This window comes from Maribacter sp. ACAM166 (assembly GCF_005771495.1).
Lineage (GTDB): Bacteria > Bacteroidota > Bacteroidia > Flavobacteriales > Flavobacteriaceae > Maribacter.
In genome coordinates this window covers 34,672-59,544 of the sequence record NZ_VAUW01000022.1, presented here as the reverse complement: position 1 = coordinate 59,544, position 24,873 = coordinate 34,672, and the positions used below count along the sequence as shown (strand labels likewise).

The 24,873-nt window shown below is 35.3% G+C and carries 23 protein-coding genes and 1 tRNA gene; 11 read left to right on the top strand and 13 right to left on the bottom strand.

Annotated elements, in window-relative coordinates:
* Positions 1-43: 43 nt before the first annotated feature.
* The 7 genes from ES765_RS14305 to ES765_RS14275 all read right to left on the bottom strand — a co-directional run bounded on the left by ES765_RS14305 (position 44) and on the right by ES765_RS14275 (position 8,364).
* Positions 44-445 (bottom strand): response regulator, encoded by a 402-nt coding sequence (locus ES765_RS14305; protein ID WP_138114997.1) that lies wholly within the window; start codon positions 443-445, stop codon positions 44-46.
* Positions 446-531: 86 nt separating this feature from the next.
* On the bottom strand, positions 532-1,782 hold the full coding sequence (locus tag ES765_RS14300) for an NAD(P)/FAD-dependent oxidoreductase (protein WP_138114996.1): 1,251 nt from the start codon (positions 1,780-1,782) through the stop codon (positions 532-534).
* 8 nt (positions 1,783-1,790) lie between these two features.
* Entirely contained in the window at positions 1,791-2,981 is a 1,191-nt protein-coding gene (locus ES765_RS14295; protein WP_138114995.1) for a glycoside hydrolase family 88 protein, read from the bottom strand.
* An 11-nt stretch (positions 2,982-2,992) separates the two neighbouring features.
* Positions 2,993-4,000, bottom strand: a complete 1,008-nt coding sequence (locus ES765_RS14290) for a 4-hydroxyproline epimerase (RefSeq protein WP_138114994.1) — start codon at positions 3,998-4,000, stop codon at positions 2,993-2,995.
* 8 nt (positions 4,001-4,008) lie between these two features.
* The gene (locus ES765_RS14285) at positions 4,009-5,745 is read right to left on the bottom strand and encodes a DUF885 domain-containing protein (RefSeq protein WP_138114993.1); all 1,737 of its coding nucleotides are present in this window, start codon (positions 5,743-5,745) and stop codon (positions 4,009-4,011) included.
* An 11-nt stretch (positions 5,746-5,756) separates the two neighbouring features.
* Entirely contained in the window at positions 5,757-7,331 is a 1,575-nt protein-coding gene (locus ES765_RS14280; protein WP_138114992.1) for an aldehyde dehydrogenase (NADP(+)), read from the bottom strand.
* Between the two features lie 115 nt (positions 7,332-7,446).
* The gene (locus tag ES765_RS14275; RefSeq protein WP_138114991.1) at positions 7,447-8,364 is read right to left on the bottom strand and encodes a dihydrodipicolinate synthase family protein; all 918 of its coding nucleotides are present in this window, start codon (positions 8,362-8,364) and stop codon (positions 7,447-7,449) included.
* Positions 8,365-8,496: 132 nt separating this feature from the next.
* Here ES765_RS14275 and ES765_RS14270 point away from each other — a divergent pair, with 132 nt between their 5' ends.
* The 8 genes from ES765_RS14270 (at position 8,497) to ES765_RS14235 (ending at position 15,399) form a co-directional block, all read left to right on the top strand.
* Positions 8,497-9,342, top strand: a complete 846-nt coding sequence (locus ES765_RS14270) for a helix-turn-helix domain-containing protein (RefSeq protein ID WP_138114990.1) — start codon at positions 8,497-8,499, stop codon at positions 9,340-9,342.
* An 88-nt stretch (positions 9,343-9,430) separates the two neighbouring features.
* Positions 9,431-9,514 (top strand) — tRNA-Leu (locus tag ES765_RS14265).
* A gap of 110 nt (positions 9,515-9,624) precedes the next feature.
* Positions 9,625-10,524, top strand: a complete 900-nt coding sequence (locus ES765_RS14260; protein ID WP_138114989.1) for a MerR family transcriptional regulator — start codon at positions 9,625-9,627, stop codon at positions 10,522-10,524.
* Between the two features lie 14 nt (positions 10,525-10,538).
* Entirely contained in the window at positions 10,539-11,996 is a 1,458-nt protein-coding gene (locus ES765_RS14255; protein ID WP_138114988.1) for a phytoene desaturase family protein, read from the top strand.
* Positions 11,997-12,004: 8 nt separating this feature from the next.
* Positions 12,005-12,844, top strand: a complete 840-nt coding sequence (locus ES765_RS14250; RefSeq protein ID WP_138114987.1) for a phytoene/squalene synthase family protein — start codon at positions 12,005-12,007, stop codon at positions 12,842-12,844.
* Positions 12,844-13,290, top strand: a complete 447-nt coding sequence (locus tag ES765_RS14245) for a sterol desaturase family protein (protein ID WP_138114986.1) — start codon at positions 12,844-12,846, stop codon at positions 13,288-13,290. Before ES765_RS14250 ends, ES765_RS14245 begins: the two co-directional genes overlap by 1 nt.
* Positions 13,291-13,292: 2 nt before the next feature.
* Positions 13,293-14,771 (top strand): 1-hydroxycarotenoid 3,4-desaturase CrtD, encoded by a 1,479-nt coding sequence (gene crtD / locus ES765_RS14240; RefSeq protein ID WP_138114985.1) that lies wholly within the window; start codon positions 13,293-13,295, stop codon positions 14,769-14,771.
* Entirely contained in the window at positions 14,764-15,399 is a 636-nt protein-coding gene (locus ES765_RS14235; protein WP_138114984.1) for a carotenoid biosynthesis protein, read from the top strand. The genes crtD and ES765_RS14235 overlap by 8 nt, the downstream gene beginning before the upstream one ends.
* Positions 15,400-15,401: 2 nt before the next feature.
* On the opposite strand, the gene ES765_RS14230 is transcribed toward ES765_RS14235, so the two are convergent.
* From ES765_RS14230 to ES765_RS14205, 6 genes are all read right to left on the bottom strand, one after another.
* Positions 15,402-16,031, bottom strand: a complete 630-nt coding sequence (locus tag ES765_RS14230; protein WP_249356453.1) for a DUF3291 domain-containing protein — start codon at positions 16,029-16,031, stop codon at positions 15,402-15,404.
* Between the two features lie 73 nt (positions 16,032-16,104).
* Positions 16,105-16,659, bottom strand: coding sequence for a TlpA disulfide reductase family protein (locus ES765_RS14225; protein ID WP_317131419.1), 555 nt, complete (start codon positions 16,657-16,659; stop codon positions 16,105-16,107).
* Positions 16,660-16,736: 77 nt separating this feature from the next.
* Positions 16,737-19,010, bottom strand: coding sequence for an aconitate hydratase (locus tag ES765_RS14220; RefSeq protein ID WP_138114981.1), 2,274 nt, complete (start codon positions 19,008-19,010; stop codon positions 16,737-16,739).
* 185 nt (positions 19,011-19,195) lie between these two features.
* Positions 19,196-20,149 carry an AAA family ATPase gene (locus ES765_RS14215; RefSeq protein WP_138114980.1) on the bottom strand — a complete coding sequence of 318 codons (954 nt, stop codon included), beginning with the start codon at positions 20,147-20,149 and terminating at the stop codon, positions 19,196-19,198.
* A 4-nt stretch (positions 20,150-20,153) separates the two neighbouring features.
* Complete coding sequence (locus ES765_RS14210) at positions 20,154-21,635, bottom strand: peptidylprolyl isomerase (RefSeq protein WP_138114979.1); 1,482 nt, start codon at positions 21,633-21,635, stop codon at positions 20,154-20,156.
* A complete protein-coding gene (locus ES765_RS14205) occupies positions 21,586-22,485 on the bottom strand; it encodes a peptidyl-prolyl cis-trans isomerase (protein ID WP_138114978.1) in 900 nt (299 codons plus the stop codon). The genes ES765_RS14210 and ES765_RS14205 overlap by 50 nt, the downstream gene beginning before the upstream one ends.
* A 208-nt stretch (positions 22,486-22,693) precedes the next feature.
* Here ES765_RS14205 and ES765_RS14200 point away from each other — a divergent pair, with 208 nt between their 5' ends.
* The 3 genes from ES765_RS14200 to rluF are packed head-to-tail and all read left to right on the top strand — an operon-like array spanning position 22,694 to position 24,843.
* Positions 22,694-22,933, top strand: coding sequence for a hypothetical protein (locus tag ES765_RS14200; RefSeq protein WP_138114977.1), 240 nt, complete (start codon positions 22,694-22,696; stop codon positions 22,931-22,933).
* Between the two features lie 15 nt (positions 22,934-22,948).
* On the top strand, positions 22,949-24,076 hold the full coding sequence (locus ES765_RS14195; RefSeq protein ID WP_138114976.1) for a serine hydrolase: 1,128 nt from the start codon (positions 22,949-22,951) through the stop codon (positions 24,074-24,076).
* A 23-nt stretch (positions 24,077-24,099) separates the two neighbouring features.
* The gene (gene rluF, locus ES765_RS14190; protein ID WP_138114975.1) at positions 24,100-24,843 is read left to right on the top strand and encodes a 23S rRNA pseudouridine(2604) synthase RluF; all 744 of its coding nucleotides are present in this window, start codon (positions 24,100-24,102) and stop codon (positions 24,841-24,843) included.
* Positions 24,844-24,873 lie beyond the last annotated feature (30 nt).

The following is a 24,873-nucleotide window of genomic DNA, read 5'->3' as shown; positions in this document are numbered from 1 at the left end:
GTAGGAATTTTATTACTAAAAATGTTGTAAAATGGGCTTTTTTTTAGCCTTTAACCAGTTGATTCACATTCCAATACTCCAAAACCGCTTTTAATTTATATTCGTAATCTTCATATTTCAAGGGTTTTATCACATAACCTGCAATACCTGTTTGATAACATTTTAATAAATCGGTCCTATTTTCTGAAGTGGTTAAAATAATAGTTGGTAGATACTGTAAAAACTCATCTTTCTTTAAAATAGTTAAAAATTCGATTCCATTCATTCTAGGCATATTCAAATCTAACAATATAATGTCTGGTAGATTTTGACTTGAATTTAAATAAACTAAAGCTTCTTCTCCATTTTTTGCTTCAATTATAGTATGCTTTAAATTCAGTTTTGAAACAGTACGTTTCAACTTCATTACTTCGATTAAATCATCTTCAATTAATAAAATAACCATAGAATAAGTATTTAAAATTACGTTAGTTGCGTGCAATAGATGTAGATGAGTGGCAATCTAATAACTATAAATTTAAATCTAGAACTTTAAAAAATTCTTTCAGGAGAAAATACACTAATATCCATACACGTCTTTTTACCATCTAAAACCTCAGAAACCAACTTTCCGGTTGCAGGACCTAGACTCCACCCCATCATGGCGTGACCTGTGGCAATTGTAAGATTCTTAATGCTTCTAGACCTACCTATATATGGCAGACCATCTGGTGACACTGGTCGTAGACCGGTTTTAGCACTATCAATCTCTTTATTGTTAATTTCCAATTCTGGATAAAACAATTTGGCTCCATTGGCTATAGCCAAAACCCGTTCTTTTCTAACAATATCATTGTTTCCTGAAAACTCCATTGTACCCGCAAACCTGGTAAAACCTTTCATGGGAGTAACTGCCATTTTTGCTTCCATTAATATTGCAGGAATTGAAATTCCTGTTTCACGTTCTACATTAATCCTATAGCCTTTACCTCCTTGAAGCGATAGTTTTAAGTTTAATTTTTTAGAGAGTTCCCCACTCCAAGAACCCGCAGCCAAAACTACCTCGTCTGGCTCATAGGAATTGGAATCGGTAACTACCTGCCTAATTTTGTCACTATTGGTTGTAATATCAACTACTTCTTCATTGGTTCGTATACCAACACCCTTGCTTTTAAGATAATTCAACATCTTGGGCATAATTTCCGTTGGCGTCGTATGACCATCACATTCATAGTGAATAGCACCTTCGGCCTCTATGTTTATATTCGGTTCCAACTTTCTCAATTCTTCTTTATTCAAATCTGAAACTTCAAGACCAAGAAAACTAACCCGCTCAGCGACATGCTTCTCATGCAGGTAACTGGCTTCTGTTTTATACATCATCAGAAGTCCTTTACGTTCAAGTTGAAAATCTCCAAGATCACCCGAGTTTTTAATATCTAAAAAAAGGTCCCTACTGATTAGATTAATCTCTTTAATAACCGGTATTGCTTTCTCCACTTTGGCTTTGGTCGATGATTTATGGAAATACCATGACCATTTAAGAAAATCGATATCCAGTCTTGGTTTGATATAAAACGGGCTAGCGGAATTAAACATCATTTTTATACCTTGAGCAATCATACCTGGTGAAGCTAATGGTATAATATGACTAGGAGTTATATACCCTGCATTCACAAATGAAGCTCCAGAGGTAATATCCCCTTTATCAATAACGGTGACTTGATGACCAGCCTTATTTAAATAATAAGCAGAACACAACCCTACAAAACCACCACCAATAATTATAATATTTTTCGCCATTCTAATTTTTACTTAATCATATCACGTTTACGAATTAAGGCTTCTAAAAAGTAATAATCTGCATAGTTTAAGGGTACATCTATTTCAGAATCTTTAGGAAGATGACCTGTAGAATGTTTTAAAAGAAACCCTTCGTTCGTTCCTAATTCAGCCAAATAAGGCTCCTTACTCAACGTTTCGACTATTGTATTTGCCTCATTTTTATATACTGAATTCAAATCACCGTCAACAAAAGTACTGAGTTCATAAAGTGCCGATGCCGTTATTGCCGCTGCAGATGCGTCACGTGGTGTTAGTTTTGTAACAGGTGCATTAAAATCCCAATATGGTACTTTATTTTCAGGTAGATTTGTGTGGTTCATAATGAACCCTGCTATATTTTTTGCTTGATTCAAATATTTCAAATCCCTAGTTTCTCTAAACATCACGATATAACCATACAAACCCCAAGCTTGCCCCCTAGCCCACGCTGACTCATCTTTATACCCCTGTGCGGTATTCCGCTTTAAAACTTCTCCTGTTTCGGTATCATAGTCTAACACATGGTATGAGCTAAAATCTTTTCTATAATGATTGTCCATCGTCATATCTGCATGCGTAACGGCAATAGTGTAAAAAGTAGAATCTCCAGAAATTTTAGTTGCCTCGAATAACATTTCTAAGTTCATCATATTATCAATAATTACAGGGCACTGCCAACGGTCGTTAGATTCCCATGACTGTATGATTCCTGCCTTTGGTTTAAATCGAGAGGAAAGCGATTTAGCAGCTTGAACCATAACTTTCTCATAAGCCTTATTATCCATATACTTTAACGCATTGCCATAACTATCCCCAATCATAAAACCAAGGTCCTGGGTACCTTCCCAATATTGTAAAGTATCCAAAAGTTTGGTGTAGTATAGGGCTCTATCCCTCCATTCCTCATTTTTTGTTAGTCCGTACAAATTCCACATGGATCCTGGGTGAAATCCGCTAGTCCAATCATACCTGCCAACCCTATGTAACTTGCCGTCAACAATGGTTCTAGGCATAGGCGTATCAGAGTCCACATATTTTATGGCATTACGATATAAATGCTCGTATTGGGTCGAAACTTTATCTAATAGGGGAACAGGTTTTTCAGGGTTTACTTTTTTTTCTTGACAGCTTACAACTGCTATTAACAGCAAAACATAATATAAACTATATTTTTTCATTGGTTAATTATTTAAATTACTTGAAAGCCATAAGCATAAGGATCATCATCATCAATCGTTATCGTATTTTGACCGTAAATTTTCGCCCATCCTTTAATACTCGGAATGATAGCTGGTTTGCCTGCCAACGTAGTTTCCGCTTCAACACGACCTATAAATTGAGAACCTATAAAACTCTCATGTATAAAATCTTCCCCTAAATTCAACTTTCCCTTTGCGTGCCATTGTGCCATTCGCGCTGAGGTACCTGTACCACATGGTGACCGATCAATTGCCTTATCGCCATAAAACACAGCATTTCTTGCTGTTGCAGTATCAGATATTGTTTTACCTGTCCATAACATATGACTTACATTTCTAATAGATGAATCTTCTGGATGGATAAATACATCTGGAAATTTCTCATTGATTTTCTCCCTAATTTCTTGACTGAATTGAATCAATTTACTAGCAGAAAAATCTTGTATTCCTGAAAAATTATCTTGAGGATCTACTATAGCATAAAAATTTCCTCCATAGGAAACATCAAAAGTCAATTCACCTAAATCTGATGACACTATGGTCAAATCGGTTGCCGTTAAATATGACTTTACATTCGTTAATTTCACCCAGTCAACTTTACTACCGGTTTGCTGGTAGGTGATTTTCACCAAGCCTGCAGGTGTTTCCATCCGTACTTCACCTGGAAATTTCGGAACAATCAATCCCTCTTCAATACCAATTGTAATTGCACCAATTGTTCCGTGCCCACACATCGGTAGACAACCACTGGTTTCTATAAATAAAATACCAAAATCATTATCAGAATTACTTGGTGGATAGAATATGCCACCACTCATCATATCATGCCCACGAGGCTCAAACATCAATCCTTTACGTATCCAATCGTATTCTTTTAAGAAATGTTGTCGCTTCTCGCTCATGGTCGCTCCTATTAAATCAGGACCGCCTTGTTTAATGACCCTTACGGGATTGCCACACGTATGGGCATCAATACAAACAAATGTATTACTAGCCATAAAAAATACTATTTAGCATGATTAATATAGGCATTTACCCTGCGTTCCAATATGGGTAGGGTTACCGTACCCTGTTCCAATATAACTTCATGAAAATCTCGAATACTAAATTTATCGTTTAAAGCCTCTTGAGCTTTTATACGCAACTCCCTAATTTTCAATTCTCCCATTTTGTACGATATCGCTTGACCGGGCCAAGCGATATAACGATCAGTTTCGGTATAAATCTCGTGTTCTGATAGTGCCGTATTATTCATCATATAATCGACAACAGCATTTCTACTCCATCCCTTGGCATGAATACCAGTATCTACCACTAATCTACATGCCCGCCACATTTCATAGGTCAACTTACCAAACTCTTCATATGGCGTTCGGTAAATACCTAATTCATTACCTAAAAACTCGGTATACAATGCCCAACCCTCTCCATAGGCTGATAAATACATATCTTTTCTAAACTGCGGAATACTGTCACCTAACTCCATATTCAAACTGCCCTGTAAATGGTGTCCAGGCACTGCTTCATGAGCGGTAAGTGATGGCAAAGTGTACAAAGGCCTACTATCCAATTTATAGGTATTCACCAAATAAAATCCCGGTTGGGTTTCTGATGAAGGACCCGAATACCTGCCACCAGTATATTTCGGAGCAATGGCATCGGGAACCTTTATAACACCGTATGGTCGTCTTGGTAAGGTCTTAAAATACTTTGGTAATTCTGCATCTATGCGTTTCGCAATATCTCTTGCGTGCATTAAAAGCTCATCACCTGTTTTGACATAAAATTGAGGGTCGGTTCTCAAAAAACTCAGGAAATCAGAAAAGCTTCCTTTAAAATCAACCTCATCAATAATAGCTTCCATTTCAGACTTGATACGAGCAACTTCCGACAAGCCAATTTTATGAATATCATCTGCCGTATATTTATCTGTAGTTGTGTAGTAGTTGATTCTATTCTGATAAAATTCTCTACCATTAGGAGTTTCTGATACACCAATAGTAGTTCGTGTAGCTGGAATATATTCGGTCTCAAAAAAGATTTTAATTTTCTTGAATGCTGGTACAACCTTACTCATAATGATTTGCTGTGCAGCAACGATAGTCGAATCTTGTTGCATTTTGCTCATTACCGCAGGTAAATTCAGAATAGGCCCATAAAAACTACTTTGCGAGTAGTCTGCAACAATATGGGTATCGTAGGTTGATTCATATCCTTTGAAAATAACTTTAGGCTGTGATACCCCTTTCTCCAATCCCTTTTTTAACAATACAAGATGCTCATCGACATAAGTAGGAATTGCATTGAGCATTTTCAAATACCTCTCAGCATCCGCGAACGTCAAAATTGGTTTAATCCTGTAATTAAGGTTTAAATGAAAACCCTGATCCGCCTGTATCGGGTTTAAGTACATTTCGTACCGAAACTCATCCACTTGATTTTGAAGTTGAAACCTTAAAAGCTCAGAAGAAATCAAATCAGTTTCCGAAAAATATGCCTTGTCTAAATCATTTAATCGATTCAACTGATTTTTTGCGAATTCAGCATCTTTCTTTTCTAACGATTCTTGATAAGCACCTAATGGATATACGGTTCTATCATAAGAATGATACCCTTCTACATCTGCAATTATTTTAGACAACCACTGTTCACTTTCTTGAGCTTGGCAAAACGAAGTAAAAATTACAAACGAAAAAAAAATAGTCGTTAAAGCATCTCTGTAAACACATTCCAAGCTTCTCATAAACATCTAATTTATTTGATATAACTCCCCTCTTCCAAGCGCACTATGCCTAACGGATTTTCATCTTGCAAGGCCTGTGGAAGAAATCTATTCGGCCAGTCTTGAAAAGAAACCGGACGCACCCATCTTTTTATAGCTGAAGTACCTACTGAGGTAAATCGGGCATCAGTAGAGGCTGGAAAAGGCCCGCCATGCACCATAGAAGAACAAACCTCAACACCTGTTGGCATGCCATTAAACAAAATTCGTCCTACCCTATTTTGAAGTCCGTCTACAATCTCTTCGTAGGTTTTAAGTTCGTCTTCAGACCCTAAAATAGTTCCTGTCAATTGCCCATCTAATTGATTTAATATCTTTTCTAATTGAGAAGCATCATCACAACTAACCACTACAGAAAATGGTCCAAAAACTTCAGTATGAAGTTTTGTATTTGATAAAAAATCACTCCCTTTTACTTTTAGTATTGTCTGACTTCCAATATTCTTATCGGTAGGTTTATCATAATCCGCCACAATGGTTACACCATTTTGCTCGGATAATTCTTTTTTACCCTCTTGATATTTAGCATGAATAGTTGGATGCAACATACACGTTGGTTCCAATTTTAGAATTTCTTCTGATAAGGTAGAAATGAACGAATCTAAATTGTCACCTTTTAAACCCAAAACCAAACCAGGGTTTGTACAAAATTGACCTGCACCCATAGTTATAGATGATGCATATTTAGTTGCCCAAACATCACTATCATTTTCAAGTGCAGACGGAAGAATAACAACAGGGTTTATACTACCCATTTCTGCAAACACCGGTATTGGCTCATCACGTTCGTTAGCCAACTTATAAAGCGCCATACCTCCTTTTAAACTTCCTGTAAAACCAACAGCTTTAACCTTTGGATGTTTCACCAATTGCTGCCCAACGGCTATACCACTACTATTCAAATTAGAAAAAACACCATTAGGCATTCCTGTTTTTTCGGCAGCTTTTATAATGGCAGAAGCAACCAATTCTCCTGTTCCTGCATGCATCGGATGGCTTTTAACGATTACTGGACAACCAGCTGCTAAAGCACTTGCCGTATCACCACCAGCAGTTGAAAATGCTAATGGAAAATTACTCGCTCCAAAAACCACCACGGGACCTAATGGAAACAACATTTTTCGAATATCAGATTTTGGCATTGGCGCTCTGTTAGGCTGACCCTTTTCAATTACCGCTTCTACCCATGAGCCATCTTGTAACAATGTTGCAAATGACCGCAGTTGACCCATTGTACGACCACGTTCTCCGCGAGCTCTACCTTCTGGTAAACCAGATTCTTTACAATAGGTATGTATCAATTCATCTCCCAAAGCCTCAATTTCATCAGCTATAGCGTTCAAAAACTTGGCTTTCTTACTTCCAGAAAAGTCTTTATACTCCTTATATGCTTCTGTTGCCAAATCAACGGCTTCATCTATTTCAGCCGATGTAGCCTCAAAAAATGTCCATTCCGTATCCTTGTTTTCTTTCGGATTGAATGTTTTATACGTATGATTTCCTTTTTTTGACAACGTATTACCTATCGCATTTGTTCCACTTATCATATTCAGTTATTTACGGCATTACTCAAAAATAAAGAAAGGAGTAATACCAACATTCAATTCTTTTAGTACAGTTCAATTTTAACGTCATTAAATTGAACTATAATACTATACTTATTTAGTTAATTCCTTTGTAAGAAGGCAGTGTTGGTCTTGATGCCATACCTGCTTTAATAACAGCTTCAACTCGTTTACGTTCGGCACCGATTAAAGGTAACCTTGGGGCTCGAACAATCTCGGTACCAATACCTGTTGCTACTTCTGCCATTTTTATGTTTTGTACTAATTGCGGACTAATATCTAATTCTAATAAAGGTAAAAACCATCTGTAAATTTCCAAAGCCTCATCAATTCTTCCTGCTTTGGCTAATTCAAAAATAGCACAAGTTTCTGCTGGAAAAGCACATACCAAACCTGCAACCCATCCATCGGCACCCATCAAAACACTTTCTAATCCTAAGGTATCAACACCTGTCAAAACCTTTAAACGATTTCCGAATCTTGATTTCATACGTGTGATGTTTGAAATATCTCTTGTAGACTCTTTAACCGCTTGAATATTATCGCACGACAATAATTCATCGAACATGTCTAACGTCACCAGAATACCATAATCAATAGGATTATTATAAATCATTATTGGTAGGTCTGTACTATTGGCGGTTTCCTTAAAGTACGTAACCGTCTCATGGTCATTTGCTTTATAGCGCATTGGTGGTAACATCATTAACCCAGTTGCGCCACATTCTTCAGCCACTTCTGCAGCGTGTATAGCTCCCTTAGTTGTTTGTTCCGCTATATTTATAATTACCGGCACCTCACCCTTAACAAGCTTTACGGTCTCCTTCATTAATATTTTTTTCTCCTCATAGGTGAGCGTGCTGGCCTCTCCTAAAGTTCCACCTAAGATAATACCGCTAACACCAGCATCTAACTGGGCTTTGATATTGACTGAAAACATATCTAGATCCAATTCGTCTTTGTTGGTAAATTTTGTGGTAACTGCAGGCATAACACCTTTCCATGATATACTCATCTTACTTAATTTTTAGTGATACACAAAAATACTAGTACAACCTTAGAATCAGTATCATCATATTAGCCAAACTTGGTACTATTTTACCCTATTATTTAATTTTAGACAAAAAATATGATAACTTAGATGTAAATGAAAGTATATCCTTTTAAGATACCCAAACCTGTAGATGAACATTTAATTGTTCAAATTGATAAGGAACCTATCTTTTACAACCGACTACACCAACACGAAGAAATTCAAATAAGCCATATCGTAAATGGTACAGGAAAATTATTGGTAGGAAATAGTATTCATCAGTTTTCAGAAGGAGATACTTATGTTATAGGGAGTAATCTTCCGCATATTTTCAAAAGCATACCTGGCGAATTCGATGCTCATATGGTTACCGTTTTCTTTACTAAAAGCACATTCGGAACCGATTTTTTTAATTTGCCCTATTTCAAAGAGCTAAAGCACTTTTTCTATAACTCAAATTCGGGATTTAAGGTTTTATCCCAGAGACATGAAATCAGCAAAACTATCTTAAAGTTATCTCTCCAAGAAAAGTTGGAGCGATTTGTTTCTTTTTTAGGATTACTAGACCATTTGGGCAAGGTTGAAATGGAACCTTTGAGTAAATTTATTTATTCAAAGACCTTATCCTCAACTGAAGGAGAACGATTACAGGTCATTTTTGATTTCGTATTTAAAAATTTCCAACATCCTATTGCGTTAGAAGAGGTTTCTAAAATGGCTTTTATGACGCCGAATGCCTTTTGCCGATTCTTTAAACAACGTACCAATAAAACATTTTTTCAATTCTTGATTGAACTAAGAGTAGCACATGCTTGCCAATTACTCAGCACTAAAAAAGAGTTAAATATTAATCTAGTTTCCGATTTATCTGGGTTTAATTCCATTTCGAACTTCAATAAAAAATTTAAAAAGATTAAAGGAATCACTCCAACGCAATACCAGCAATACCATTTGATATAGAAATACACCTTTCATGTATTTATTATCACCAATAAATTTTAAAATGAAAGATAGGTTTCTATATTTGCGCTTCTATCATAATACAATGGCCCACGTGGTGAAATTGGTAGACATGCTACCTTGAGGGGGTAGTGTTCGTAAGGACGTGCTAGTTCGAGTCTAGTCGTGGGCACAAAAGGTTAGATTTTACATCTAACCTTTTTTATTTTGATAATTTTAACTTCTATCTAGTAGTACATAAATCTATAAATTGTAGATTTGTTTAATCCTTTTTTGAAAAACATGAACAATGTAAAAAAGCAATTTAGTATTAGGGATTTAGAAAACCTATCTGGTATTAAAGCGCATACTATACGGATTTGGGAAAAAAGATACAATCTTCTTAGTCCAGAACGTACAGATACCAACATAAGAAGTTACAGTCTTTTAAGTTTACAAAAACTACTTAATGTAACATTACTTTATAACAATGGGCAAAAAATATCTAAGATTGCAAAAATTTCAGATAGCGATATACCCTATGTTGTTAGAGAAATTGTAGCGAAACATAGTCATAAAAGCCATGCTATAAATGCATTTAAACTGGCTATGGTAAATTTTGACCAAACGATGTTTTTTAACACCTACAATGCACTTTTAAGTGAAAATTCATTCAGAGAAATTTTCAAGGAAACTTTTGTGCCGTTGTTGAATGAAGTAGGCCTATTATGGCAAACAGACACCATTAGTCCTGCACATGAGCACTTTATAAGTAGTTTAATAAAACAAAAAATACTTATAAACACTGAAAAATTACAACACCTAAATCCAACAAAAAAAGATAAAGTTTTCGTGGCATTTTTACCAGAAAACGAAATACATGATATTGGGCTTTTGTATCTTAACTATGAAATAATACTTAAAGGATATAAGTGTATTTATCTTGGGCCAACTATACCTATGGAAAATCTGGAAGATATTCTTAAATACTTTGACGATATTTATTTCATATCCTATTTAACTGTTTTCCCAGAAAAAGACCGTATAGATAAGTACTTAGAAGATTTTACTAAACTAGTTTCTGAATATAATAATCCAAATTTATGGTTGTTAGGAAGGCAAACTCATTTCATAAATCAAGAGACTAAACCAACGTTCTGTAGAACATTTTCGTCTATAGATAGTTTAGTAAGTAATTTATAAGTCTAATAATATTCATGGGAAAAAATTGTATCGTTATTGGTTCTGGTTTCGCATCATTGTCAGCAGCCTGTTACTTGGCAAAAGATGGGTGGAACGTTTCTATTTATGAAAAAAATGACACCATCGGTGGTCGGGCGTCACAATTTGTGAAAGACGGTTTTACTTTTGATATGGGACCAAGCTGGTATTGGATGCCAGATATATTTGACAAATTTTTTGCCGATTTCAATAAAAAAACATCAGATTATTATCAACTTGACAAACTAGACCCTGCCTATAAAATTTTCTTTTCTGACGATATTATCACTATTGGTGATTCTATGGATAAAATTTGTGCAGAATTTGAACGTATTGAACCAGGTAGTTCGAATGAACTTAAAAAATTTATTGGCGAAGCACAAGAAAATTATGACATTGCCATTAATAAGATTGTTTTACGACCAGGTCTTTCTCCATTAGAATTGGTGACGAAAGAAACGATTCTCAAAGTAGACCGGTTTTTTAAAACTATTAGTTCTCAAGTTCGTAAGCGTTTTAAAAATCCAAAGCTAATATCTACGTTAGAATTCCCTGTTTTGTTTCTTGGTGCTAAGCCCAGCAACACTCCATCATTCTATAGTTTTATGAATTTTGCTGATTTCGGATTAGGTACATGGCATCCAAAGGGAGGTATGTTCGAAGTTATAAAAGCGATGCATAGTCTAGCTTTAGAACTGGGCGTGACCTTTACAACCTCAAAACCTGTAGACAAAATTTTAGTGGAAGATGGTAAAGCTGTAGGAATTTCAGCTGGAGGAGAAACCTTTACAGCAGATGTTGTATTGAGTGGAGCCGATTATCAACATTCAGAAAGTTTGTTAGATAAGAATCAGAGACAGTATAAAGCGAACTATTGGGAGAAAAAAGTATTCGCCCCATCCTCTTTGTTATTTTATATAGGGTTCGACACCAAATTAAAAAACATAGAACATCATAATCTCTTCTTCGATACAGATTTTGAATTACACGCAAAAGAAATCTACGATGACCCTAAATGGCCGTCTAAACCTTTATTCTATGCAAACTTCCCATCTTTAACAGATGCTAGTATGGCACCACAAGGCTGTGAGACAGGTTTTTTCTTAGTTCCTATAGCACCTGGTCTTGAGGATACCGAAGAACTTAGGATGAAATATTTTGACTTGATTTTGAATAGATTTGAAAAAAGAACAGGTCATAAGATTAGAAATAATATTATATTCAAGGAAACTTTCTGTGTTAATGATTTTATTGAGCGCTATAACTCGTATAAAGGAAATGCATATGGAATGGCAAACACACTAACACAAACTGCATTTTTAAGGCCTAATTTAAGAAGTAAAAAAGTAAAGTTTTTATATTTTACAGGACAACTGACTGTACCTGGACCCGGAGTTCCACCTGCATTAATCTCCGGTAAATTAGTGTCAGAATTAATTACAAAAGATAATTAGTTTAGCACATGAAAGGAACTTTTGATCAAGTATCGTACGAATGTAGTAAAATCGTTACCGAACGATATAGCACATCGTTTGCCCTAGCCACAAAGATGCTACATTCATCTATACGAGGCCATATTTACAATATTTATGGTTTTGTTCGCTTTGCGGATGAAATTGTAGACACATTTCATGATTATGAAAAACAAGTGCTTTTTGATAAATTTGAACAGGAACTAGAGGCTGCCCTGAAAGATAGAATTAGCCTAAATCCTATCTTAAATTCTTTTCAACATACTTTTCATACTTATGACATTCCTAAGCATCTTGTAAATTCGTTTATGAAAAGTATGCGAATGGATTTAGTTAAAAATATTTACCGTACCGATACCGAATACAAGGAATACATTTATGGATCTGCAGATGTGGTAGGCTTAATGTGTTTAAAGGTCTTTGTTAAGGGCGATGTTGAAGCTTACGATCATTTAAAAGAATCGGCAATGGCCTTGGGTTCTGCTTTTCAAAAAGTAAATTTCTTGCGTGATGTAAAAGCTGATTTTGAAGAATTGAATAGATCCTATTTTCCGAACACCAATTTAAAAGAATTGGATGAAACTTCTAAAAAAAGAATTGTAGAGGAAATAAAGGCAGATTTCAAATTGGGATATAAAGGTATTATCGGCTTACCAAATGAGGCTAAATTCGGTGTATACACTGCTTATAAATATTATTATAAATTGCTGAAAAAGTTACAGAATACACCATCCTTAGAAATAAAAAATGCTCGGATACGTGTACCAAACTATCAAAAATTCGGCCTCTTGGCGAGGTCTTATGTGAAATATAAAATGAAATTAGTATAATGGATGTATTATTTTGGATTTTGATTTTTCTGGGAACATTCCTTTTTATGGAATTTATGGCGTGGTTTACCCATAAATATATCATGCACGGTTTTCTATGGAACTTACATAAGGATCACCACAATAAGGATCATGACTCTTGGTTCGAAAGAAATGATACTTTTTTTATTTTTTATGCTATTGTTAGTATGTCCTTATTTTATTCTGGTGCGAGTGGGTTCTGGTATGGTTATCCTTTAGGATTTGGGATTCTAGCGTATGGTATAGCCTATTTCTTAGTACATGATATATTTATCCACCAACGTTTTAAACTTTTTAGAAACGCCAGTAACTGGTACAGCAAAGGTGTTCGAAGAGCTCATAAAATGCATCATAAACATTTAGGCAAAGGTGATGGGGAATGTTTTGGTATGCTGTTCGTACCATTCAAATACTTTAAAAAGTAAAGATGCCAAAAGCTCTGGTTATAGGTGCCGGTATTGGGGGCATTTCCAGTGCATTACGTTTGCGTAAAAAAGGGTATCAAGTAACCGTAATTGAAGCGAATAATTATCCGGGAGGAAAAATACATGCTATCGAAAAAGATGGATATCGTTTTGACTTGGGCCCATCTTTATTTACCATGCCGCACCTAGTTACTGAACTATTTGAATTGTTTCATAAAAATCCAAACAATCATTTTCAATTCAAACGAAAAAAAACGATTTGCAATTATTTTTGGGAAGACGGTCATCGCTTTACGGCAGCATCCAATAAAAATGATTTTATAACCGAAGCCGCCCATAGTTTTAACGAACCAACACAAAATATATCTAGGTATATTAAGAAAAATAAAAAAAAGTATGATTTAACAGCCCCTATTTTTTTAGAAAAATCCCTTCACAAATTAGGAACTTATTTATCAGTTCAAACTTTAAAATCCATTTTTCAAATTGGTATTCTAGATATAAATTCTACGTTGAACGAAACTAATAAAGATTTTTTTGACAACCCAAAACTGGTACAATTATTCAATCGCTTTGCAACGTATAACGGGTCATCACCTTATAAAACACCAGGAATTATGTCCATGATTCCCCATTTAGAAATGGACTTTGGAACATTCTTTCCTAAAGGGGGAATGCATCAAATTAGTTTAAGCTTGTATAAGTTAGCACTAGATGAAGGTGTTATTTTCAAATTCAATGAAACAGTACAAGAGATTACTATAGCACATAATAGAGCAACCGGAGCAATCTCAACAAAAAACAGTTACAAAACTGATTGCGTCATTTCTAATATGGATATCTATCCAACATATAAGCGCCTATTAAAAAATCAGAAGGCTCCTGAAAAAATATTATCTCAAGAACGCTCAAGTTCAGCCCTTATTTTTTATTGGGGAATTAAAAGAGAATTTCCAGAATTAGACTTACATAATATTTTTTTTAGTGAATTCTATGAAAAGGAATTTAATGCCATTTTTAATGATAAATCATTATTTAATGACCCTACAATTTACATCAATATAACTTCAAAAGACAACCCATCAGATGCTCCTCAAGGAAGTGAAAATTGGTTTGTAATGATAAACGTGCCAGGAAATTATGGCCAAGATTGGGGAGTTTTAAAAACACAAGCTCGTCGAAATATTATATCAAAAATTAATAGGATTCTAAAAGTTGATTTAGAAAGTTTAATCACTACAGAACATATACTAGACCCTGTAGGTATCGAGAAAAATACAAGTTCGTACCGAGGGGCATTGTACGGGTCAGCCAGTAATAACAGATTTTCTGCGTTCTTAAGGCATCCTAATTTCTCAAATTCGATTAAAAATTTATACTTCTGCGGGGGATCTGTTCACCCAGGTGGGGGTATCCCCTTATGTTTGCTATCTGCAAAAATTGTCGCTGACCTAGTACCTAAATCAGAGAAATATGATTGAGGTCATTAGAAAAAATAAGGTGTGGTTAAGTGTTGGTATAATATGGTTATTTCATATTTCTGCAATTATCGGAATTTCATTAGGGAATTTAGACTGGTTTATTGAAAAAACTCCCATAAATCTCGGACTCTCGTTTTTTCTATTTTTAGTTGTATATCCAATAAACAATATAAAAAAGCTAAGTGCTCTTAGTTTATTTTTTATCGGTGGTATGCTTGCAGAATGGCTTGGTGTAAATTATCAAATCTTATTTGGGGACTATGAATATGGCCGAAATTTCGGGCCAAAACTAGATGGAGTACCCTATTTAATTGGAGCCTACTGGGCGCTATTAACATTCATTACTGCGAGTATTTTAGACCTTACCCAATTACCGTTCAGAATTAAAGTCATAGGTGCTGCAGGTTTAATGGTCGTACTAGATTTTTTTATGGAAAAAAGTGCACCTACTTTTCATTTTTGGACTTTTACAGGAGGTATGCCAACTTTTGAAAATTATTGGACCTGGTTTCTATTGGGAATCATCTTTCAAGTCGTTCTAAAACTTTTAAAAATTAAGGGAAACCAGATGTTCTCACTTAATCTATATTTGGCCCAACTTTTTTTCTTTTTATTCTTTTATTTCTAATCTTAAAATGGCAAATAATCAATACCATTCCAACTTCCTATAGATTTATAAGGTTGGAACCGAGAAAATAGTTCCTCACTATACCATTTCAATTCTTTTGTTTTAGCTATAGCCCTTGAATGCTCCTTACTACCATACGCAAATTGCATCAGAGAATCCTTGTCCTTCCAAATACTAAAAGTAGCCATTTGCAAGAAAGGAACCTCACCAATTCCTTTTGTATAAATCAATCCGTTATTATGCGCTAATGGCCTTTGAGAAGTCGGAACATACTTCCAAAATTTATGTAAAAATCGAATTTTTATCGTTGCTCTGGTTATAACCGCTACAAAAGGATTATCGGTACTAATAGTTTTACTTTCTATGAAGGGGTTTTTACCAGACCAATACCCTCTTGATTTGGTGTTCTTTAAGAATAGCGTATAACGCTTTTCTGACTTTTTGAGGTATCTTTCAATCAATTGAGATGTGTCAAAAAAGCTATTTGCTACTTCCTCATTCTCCCAAATTTGCAGTAAAACATAAACTGACCAATCTGCAAAAGGATTGAAACCATCCTTACCGCTTCCCATAAGTTTATACTCTTGAAGACCTCTTACTTTTTTCAATGGCTTATGTGCAAATTGCATCATTCCAAAAGCCCAAATTTTACTAAGAAAAGTGTTATATCTGAAGAAAGTTATGGTTGTAACTTGAGACATCTGATTATTCGGATATCAATTCACTTAGTAGTTTGTCCACTTTCCCATTATCCCAATCGGCAATTGCATTTTGGTGCACAACTATAAAACCTTTTTTGTCCAAAACATAAGAACCTGGTGACTTTAACAATGTCAAAGGACTTGGTTCTCCAATTATTTGGTAGGTAACAGGAAAAGAATATCCTTCCTCTGCCATGAAAAGCTCCACAGGAGCCCTTTCTTCATTGGTTATTATATATAGCTTCATGTTGTCACCATAAGCTTCATACAGGTGTTGAATATCCTTTAATTGCGCTTGTGAGGGCATGTGCCAAGAAGTCCAAAAGGTTATAAATACCACCTTTCCTTTTGCTTCCTGAAAATTGAAATATTTCCAATCGTTATCTTTTAGTTTCCAATCATAATCTGTGATATGACCCCTTTTTTCAGGTTTAATTATTGTTGGTGAAGTGGCAAAGAGCCTATTCAGTATAATTTTACTGTAATCACCTAATGGTGTAACAAAAAATGAAAGTACAAAAGCAATAATCAGTAAGGTAAAAACCGTTTGTCTTTTCATTGAAATTAAATCTGCTCAAAACTAAAAAACTCCTGAATAGTATCAGGAGTTTTATTCACTTATTTTAAACTACTGTTTTAAGCAACGTTTTCTCTTTTGATTACATTAAGTGCAGAACCTTCTCTATACCATCCAATTTGAGCGGCATTGTACGTATGGTTTGCTTTAATGGTATCAATACTTCCGTCATCATGTAGTATTTCTATTGTCAATGGAACATCTGGAGAAAACTTTTCAATATCAACGAAATTAAACGTATCGTTCTCTTGAATTAAATCGTAATCATTCTCATTTGCAAATGTCAAGCCCAACATGCCTTGCTTCTTAAGGTTTGTCTCATGAATACGTGCAAAAGATTTCACCAATACGGCTGCGACACCTAAGTGACGTGGCTCCATTGCCGCATGCTCTCTAGAAGAACCTTCACCATAGTTATGATCTCCTACTACAATTGTTTTAATGCCCTTAGCTTTATAAGCTCTTTGGGTATCAGGAACACCGTCATACTCACCAGTTAATTGGTTCTTAACAAAATTTGTTTTCTTGTTATATGCATTAACAGCTCCAATCAAACAGTTATTTGAAATATTATCTAAATGGCCTCTATAACGTAACCAAGGGCCAGCCATAGAAATATGGTCTGTAGTACACTTACCAAATGCTTTAATCAATAATTTAACTGATTTTAATTCCTCATCCTTTATAGGCTGAAATGGCTCCAATAATTGAAGACGCTCAGAATCAGTTGCCACTTTGACCTCTACGGAAGAACCGTTCTCACCAGGTGCAAGATACCCTGCATCCTCTACTGCAAAACCTTTTGGAGGCAATTCCCAGCCTGTTGGCTCATCAAATTTAACTTCCTGACCATCTTCATTGATTAGCGTATCTGTAATTGGATTAAAATCTAATCTACCTGCTATAGCAATTGCGGCAGTAATTTCTGGAGAGGCAACAAAAGCGTGTGTATTAGGGTTACCATCTGCACGTTTCGCAAAGTTTCTATTAAATGAATGAACAATACTGTTCTTTGGTGCATTTTTAGGATCACTATAACGCGCCCATTGCCCTATACAAGGTCCGCAGGCATTGGTAAATATCTTAGCGTCCAATTTCTCGAATATGCCAAGAATACCATCACGAGCAGCTGTATAACGCACTTGTTCAGAACCAGGGTTAATCCCTAATTCCGATTTCATTTTCAAACCTTTATCCAATGCTTGTTGCGCTATGGATGATGCTCTTGATAAATCTTCATAAGAAGAGTTGGTACAAGAACCAATAAGACCCCACTCAACCTGTAAAGGCCAATCATGGCTCGTTGCCTTCTCTGTCATATCCTTACCTACTTTAGTAGATAAATCTGGAGTAAACGGTCCGTTTAGTAAGGGGCCTAATTCTGAAAGATCAATCTCAATAACTTCATCGAAATATTTTTCTGGATTTTCGTAAACCTCTTTATCAGCAGTTAAGTATTCCTTTACATTATTAGCAGCATCTGCAACATCTGAACGATCCGTAGCTCTTAAATAACGCTCCATTGACTCGTCATAACCAAAAGTTGATGTTGTTGCACCAATTTCAGCACCCATGTTACAAATAGTACCTTTACCAGTACAAGAAAGGGCAATGGCACCTGGTCCAAAATATTCAACTATAGCGCCTGTACCACCTTTAACGGTTAAGATTTCAGCTACTTTAAGAATAATATCCTTTGGAGCCGTCCAACCAGAAATTTTACCGACCAACTTTACTCCTATTAATTTTGGAAATTTTAATTCCCAAGCCATACCTGCCATAACATCAACAGCATCAGCACCACCAACACCAATAGCGACCATTCCTAATCCACCTGCATTAACGGTGTGAGAATCTGTACCAATCATCATACCTCCTGGAAATGCATAATTCTCTAATACAACTTGGTGAATAATACCTGCACCTGGCTTCCAAAAACCAATTCCGTATTTATTGGAAACTGATTCTAAAAAATCAAAAACTTCAGCACTAGTTGAGTTAGCTGATTTCAAATCTGCCTCAGCACCACTTTTTGCTTGAATCAAGTGATCGCAGTGAACTGTTGTTGGCACAGCCACTTTTGGCTTACCTGCTTGCATAAATTGCATTAAGGCCATTTGTGCCGTTGCATCTTGACAAGCGATACGATCTGGGGCAAAATCAACATAATCTTTACCTCTAGTAAACGTTTTAGTTGGCGTACCATCCCATAGATGTGAGTATAAAATTTTCTCAGATAGGGTTAGTGGTTTTCCGACAATGCTTCTCGCTTTGTCAACACGTTCCGCCATATTGGCGTAAACCCCTTTAATCATATCAATATCAAATGCCATTCTTTATGTTATTTTAAGTTAACGCAATTGGGTAAATTTAAGAAAATCTATAATGCAATTTAAATTAAACAAGTATGATTAATCGCTTTTTAATAAATGAAGTGAAAATATGAATCGAATCCTAACGGAAAGATTGTTTTATTTCTATGATAAACAATATTAATACTAGTGTATAAAGCGCTGAACTAGAGTAGATTATCAATTATATCTTCCTCGGTGATACCCTCCGCTTCTGCTTTATAATTTTTTATGATTCTATGACGAAGAATTCCTTTGACTACGACATGAACATCTTCAATATCGGGGGAAAACTTACCGTTAACAGCAGCATTTGCCTTAGCTCCCAATATTAAATTTTGAGATGCCCTTGGGCCAGCACCCCAATCTAAATACTGTTTCACATACGCTGAAGCAGAATCTAAATTTGGTCTGGTACTGTTCACTAATTTAACGGCATACTCGACAACATTATCCGCTACAGGAATTCTACGAACCAAATTTTGAATCTCAATAATTTCTTGAGCGTTAAAAAGTGGACTTACGACTTGCTTTTTATCAGCAGTTGTATTTTTTACAACTTGAATTTCTTCAGCAATTGAAGGATATTTCAATTCAATTGCAAACATAAAACGGTCTAATTGGGCTTCTGGCAAAGGATAGGTACCCTCTTGTTCAATTGGATTCTGAGTAGCCAAAACAAAATATGGTAATTCAAGCTTATGTTGATGCCCAGCAATGGTAACCGCTCGTTCTTGCATTGCCTCTAATAATGCCGCTTGGGTTTTAGGAGGTGTTCTATTGATTTCATCAGCCAAAACAATATTCGAAAATATTGGACCTTTAATAAACTTAAAATTTCTGTTTTGATCGAGAACCTCGCTTCCAAGAATATCACTCGGCATTAAATCTGGAGTAAATTGTATTCGCTTAAAATCAAGACCTAATGCTTGTGCAATGGTATTTACCATTAAAGTTTTTGCTAAGCCCGGCACACCTATTAATAAAGAATGACCGCCTGTGTATATCGAAAGGAGTATTTGTTCAATTACGTCTTCTTGACCTACAATAATCTTAGCTATTTCCTTTTTAAGCGCAACATGTTTTTCAACTAGGCGTTCTATAGCGGCAACGTCTGACATATTTTTATTCCTTTATCCAGTTGTTAGCGAATTCACAATCCTTGTTTTCATCGTTTACACTTATATAGGTTTCCTCAATATGCTCTTCCATCCATTTTTTGATGGCATTATATTTTTTTTCGGTAAGTGCCAATTCTTGAATCTTAGTATAATCCTTTGAAAAGTCTGCTACATGCTCATCGTATCTATTGGTAATCTTTAGAATTTTATATTTAGGCGCACCACCGCGAGGGTCTTGCTCTAAAACAGGATAGGTGATTTCATTATCTTTTAAACTCTGAACTTGATTGTATAAGGTAGGATCCATTTTCGTTAATTCGAAACGTGAGCTAAAATCTTGAGGGTTTCTTAATAGTCCACCGTCAAACTTGGTTTCCTTTTCATCTGAAAAATTTAGGGCTGCTTCAGCAAACGTAAATTCCTTATTAATTAATTTTTCACGAATACTGTCTAATTCAGACTTTGCTGCATCAAGAACATCTTGAGAGATTTCTGGCTGAACTAATATATGCCGCAAATCCAATTCTTGTCCTCTTATTTTCTCTATAAAAATAATATGGTAACCAAAAGTAGTTTCAAATGGCTCTGACACCTCACCCTCCTTTAGACTAAAAGCTACATCCTTAAACTTCTTATCAAATCCGGTGTCTTTGGTAATACTATAAAAACCTCCTTTTGATTTTGAACCAGGATCTTGTGAATATAGAATTGCCTTCACACTAAAGCTAGCATCATTATCTTCAATATCAGCTTTTATTCGATTTAGTTTATCAACAACCTTTTGCTTCTCTTCTTCCGATGGCTTTGGCTCTTTGGTTATTTGTGCAATTTCTAATTCTGCACCAAAAACAGGCCGCTCATCTTCAGGTATTTTATTAAAAAATTGACGAACTTCTTCTGGAGTAATCTCAATCTCTTTTATAATATCTTGTTGCATACGTTCCGATAACATACGCAATTTATTAATCTTATAAAGTTCTTCCCTAAAACTAGACTCATCCTCCTTCTTGTAATATTTCAAGACCTTGTCCATGGAGCCTATTTGCTGTACCAAAGACTGCAATTGGCGATCACCTGTAGCGTTAACTTCATCATCTGAAACTAAAATACTATCCTGAACAGCCTGATTAGCATATAACCTATCCTCCATCAATTTACCTAAAAGTCCACAATGACTAATATCATCTGCAGAGGCACCTTGACTCTTAAGATCGATTAATGTTTTTGCGATATCGGAATCTAAAATCACATAATCGCCTACAACTGCAGCAATACCATCTAATTTGATTCGCTTAAAATTATTCGAAGAATCTTTTTTCACTCCTGTTGCGTCCGCAACAGCTTCTATTGGCTCTACTTGATTATCGGGAACAATAGGAATGGAATCCTGTGCTGTTACAACACTGGAAAACAGTATAACCAAACCGATATACATACTATTTTTTACTTTCGAAAACTTCAAATTCTTTATCCTTGATTGCTTCATCTAATAATTCAGTTTCTAATTTACGCAGGTAGTCCATTTTTCTGCGGCTTAATAAAACTTGTTCTATGGTAGGCCTTATAAATGACAAAGGTGCTATATCGTTGATATCCTTTGTTTCTTGTATTTTGCCCAAATATACCCCGATTGAATCCTCCAATTCAAAAAATTGTGAGTTTTTTAAGTACTTATCGGCATTTTCAATTGTGATCGGTGGTATTTCTTCGAAAATTCTGGTGTAACGTACCCAAATAGAATCGTTAAAATTAAGCTTGTTGAATTGCACACCTATGGAATCTAAATAACGCACATCCGCTACCTTGAAACTTTTCAAACGCTTACTAACCTCATCTTTGTCCAAAAATCCTTTGGGCAAGGCAACAAATCGAATTCTTGCTATTCTTTCTTTAAGTTTGAAATTTTCTTTCCCTTGTTCGTAAAAAGCTTTTAACTGAGCAGTAGTAATCACCGAATCGCTAGCTTGAGACACCAAGGCTTCTTTGTAGGCACGTGTATATAAATCGGTACGATAATCATCTACTAAAGCATTGTATTGAGCCAACTTATCTTCAGATAGGTTAATTTTTGCTTTGGAAAGCAACAGTTGCTTAGAAGCCCAATTATTAATATAGTTGGATGCAAAAGAAGCACTATCCCCTTTACTCATGTTTTCCGTAATAAGTGGAGCTAAATCTTTTTGATATAAAAAAGCATTACCGACCCTAGCGATAGGATTCTTCTGCACCTCCTTTTTGAATAGGTTCGAACAAGAAAATACGACTAAAGAAAGCACACCTAGCACTAAAACAGGGGATACTTTATCGATTAGAATTTTTGGTTTATTAGAAAACATCGAGCAAAAATAGCAATTACCCTCTCGTGTGCAAATGCTTATTGATTTACTTAACACAATTTTAGGGGCTACACTAGAAAATAAATGCCTTATTTTCAATCGAAAGCCAACTTTTACACCATGGTAATCTGTCACTAAATAGAATACGAACTGATGAATTTTAGGTAAATTTGCCTATGTATTCGTTTAACTTAACAATTCACATTCCTTGAACAGAAAAATAAAATTAATTTGGGATTTTAGAGGTCCCGATTCACTTAAAACAGCCGAACATCACGAGAAACATTTAAAAGAGTTCATCTCCACGGAGAACACTGCATTGAACATTACTGGTTTTAAAGAAATCAATGATATGTTCAGCATAGCTTTTATGGTGGTAGAAGAAAAAGAAATGATTTCTCTTAGGGATATACTTAAACCACATCGTGGTGAAGTATTTGTTTCCTAATCAAAACAAATTGTCATGAAACAAATCATTCTCTTTTTTTATGGTGTATTTCTACTATCGTGTTCACAGCACCAACCAGATTTAAACCCATTAGAGATGGTCTTATCTTCTGATAATTCAAAAATCAAGAAGGTTATGGATAGTGTTGATCGCTATCAGGTTCAAATTCGATATACTCAAATCGATAGAAAAAACGACACCATAATCTTTACCGATTACGATTTTCAAGTAAATGATAGTATGTATTTTTACCCGGCAAGTACGGTGAAATTCCCCACAGCAGTGTTGGCCCTTGAACGGCTTAACCAAACAGACACCCTATCATTGCAGACCAATTATTATATCGAAGGTGACACTATCGAAAGTACCGTCGCCAGAGATTTATCTGAAATTTTTGCCATAAGTGATAACTTGGCAAATAATAGGCTGGTTGAACTTTTAGGGCAAGATGTCATTAATGCGACATTAAAAAACAAAGGAATTGCCCCCGTTCGCATTGCGCATCGATTAGGGTCTCACTTAGATAGTTTTAAGACCAAGCCACTAATCCTATATTTAAATGACTCTACGACAGGTATCACCACTCCAACTATAAACACCCCACCTATTGAGTTAAAACTTAACCAAATTAAAAAAGGTACTGGTTATTTTAAAGATGACGTTCTAATAAAAGACCCTTTTGATTTTAGCTTAAAAAATTATTATCCGATTTCGTCACAACATACACTACTTAAAAGAGTGATTTTTCCGCAAAATTTTGAACTATGGGAACGTTTTGATATTAGTGATAATCAACGTCAACATTTACTAACCACCATGCATACCGTTCCGCAAAAAGTAGGCTACGATTCAAAAACGTATTATGATGGGTACTGTAAGTTTTTTCTATACGGAGACACAAAAAAAGATATACCTGTTCATATCGAAATATATAATAAGGTAGGCTTTGCATATGGGACATTAACCGATTGTGCCTATATCAAAGACACTAAAAATGATATTGACTTTCTATTGACTGCTACTATTTTAGTTAATAAGGACGGAATATTCAATGATGATGTTTATGAATATGATGAGATCGGTATACCTTTCTTAGCACAATTGGGACGTGAAATCTATCAACAGGAATTAAAACGGAAATAATACCGGCAACAATTAAACAAATCATGCAAGACAATAGCAATAAAACAAGAATTAACAAATACCTAAGTGAAGCAGGTTATTGTTCTCGTAGAGCAGCAGATAAACTTATTGACCAAGGTAGAGTTACTATAAATGGTGAAGTACCAGAGATGGGCACTAAAATATCTTCAGACGATATTGTGAAAGTTGATGGTGAATTGATTAAGGGTCCGAAAGGAAAATCAGTGTATTTAGCATTCAATAAACCTGTAGGTATTGTCTGCACAACCGATACCGGTGTTGAAAAAGACAATATCATTGATTTCATTAACTATCCCAAACGCATTTTCCCAATCGGCAGGTTAGACAAACCTAGTGAAGGATTAATTTTCCTCACCGATGATGGCGACATCGTGAATAAAATTTTAAGGGCTCGAAACAATCATGAGAAGGAATATCTTGTAACGGTCGACAAACCGATTACAATAGAATTCCTTAACCGTATGCGAAAAGGAATCCCCATTTTAGATACGGTTACCCGAGAATGTGAAGTTTTTGAAGTAAGCACATATCAATTCCGTATCCTACTAACACAAGGCCTAAACCGACAAATTAGACGCATGTGTGAGTATTTGAACTATAGAGTAAAAAAATTAAAGCGCATAAGAATTATGAATGTTCTACTAGATGTGCCTGTTGGAAAATGGAGGAATCTTACGGAAGATGAGTTGAAAGAAATCAATAGACTAGTTGATTCTTCTTCCAAAACATTCGATAGTAACAACTAATCAATAGGTGTTAATCGTTATAACATATTC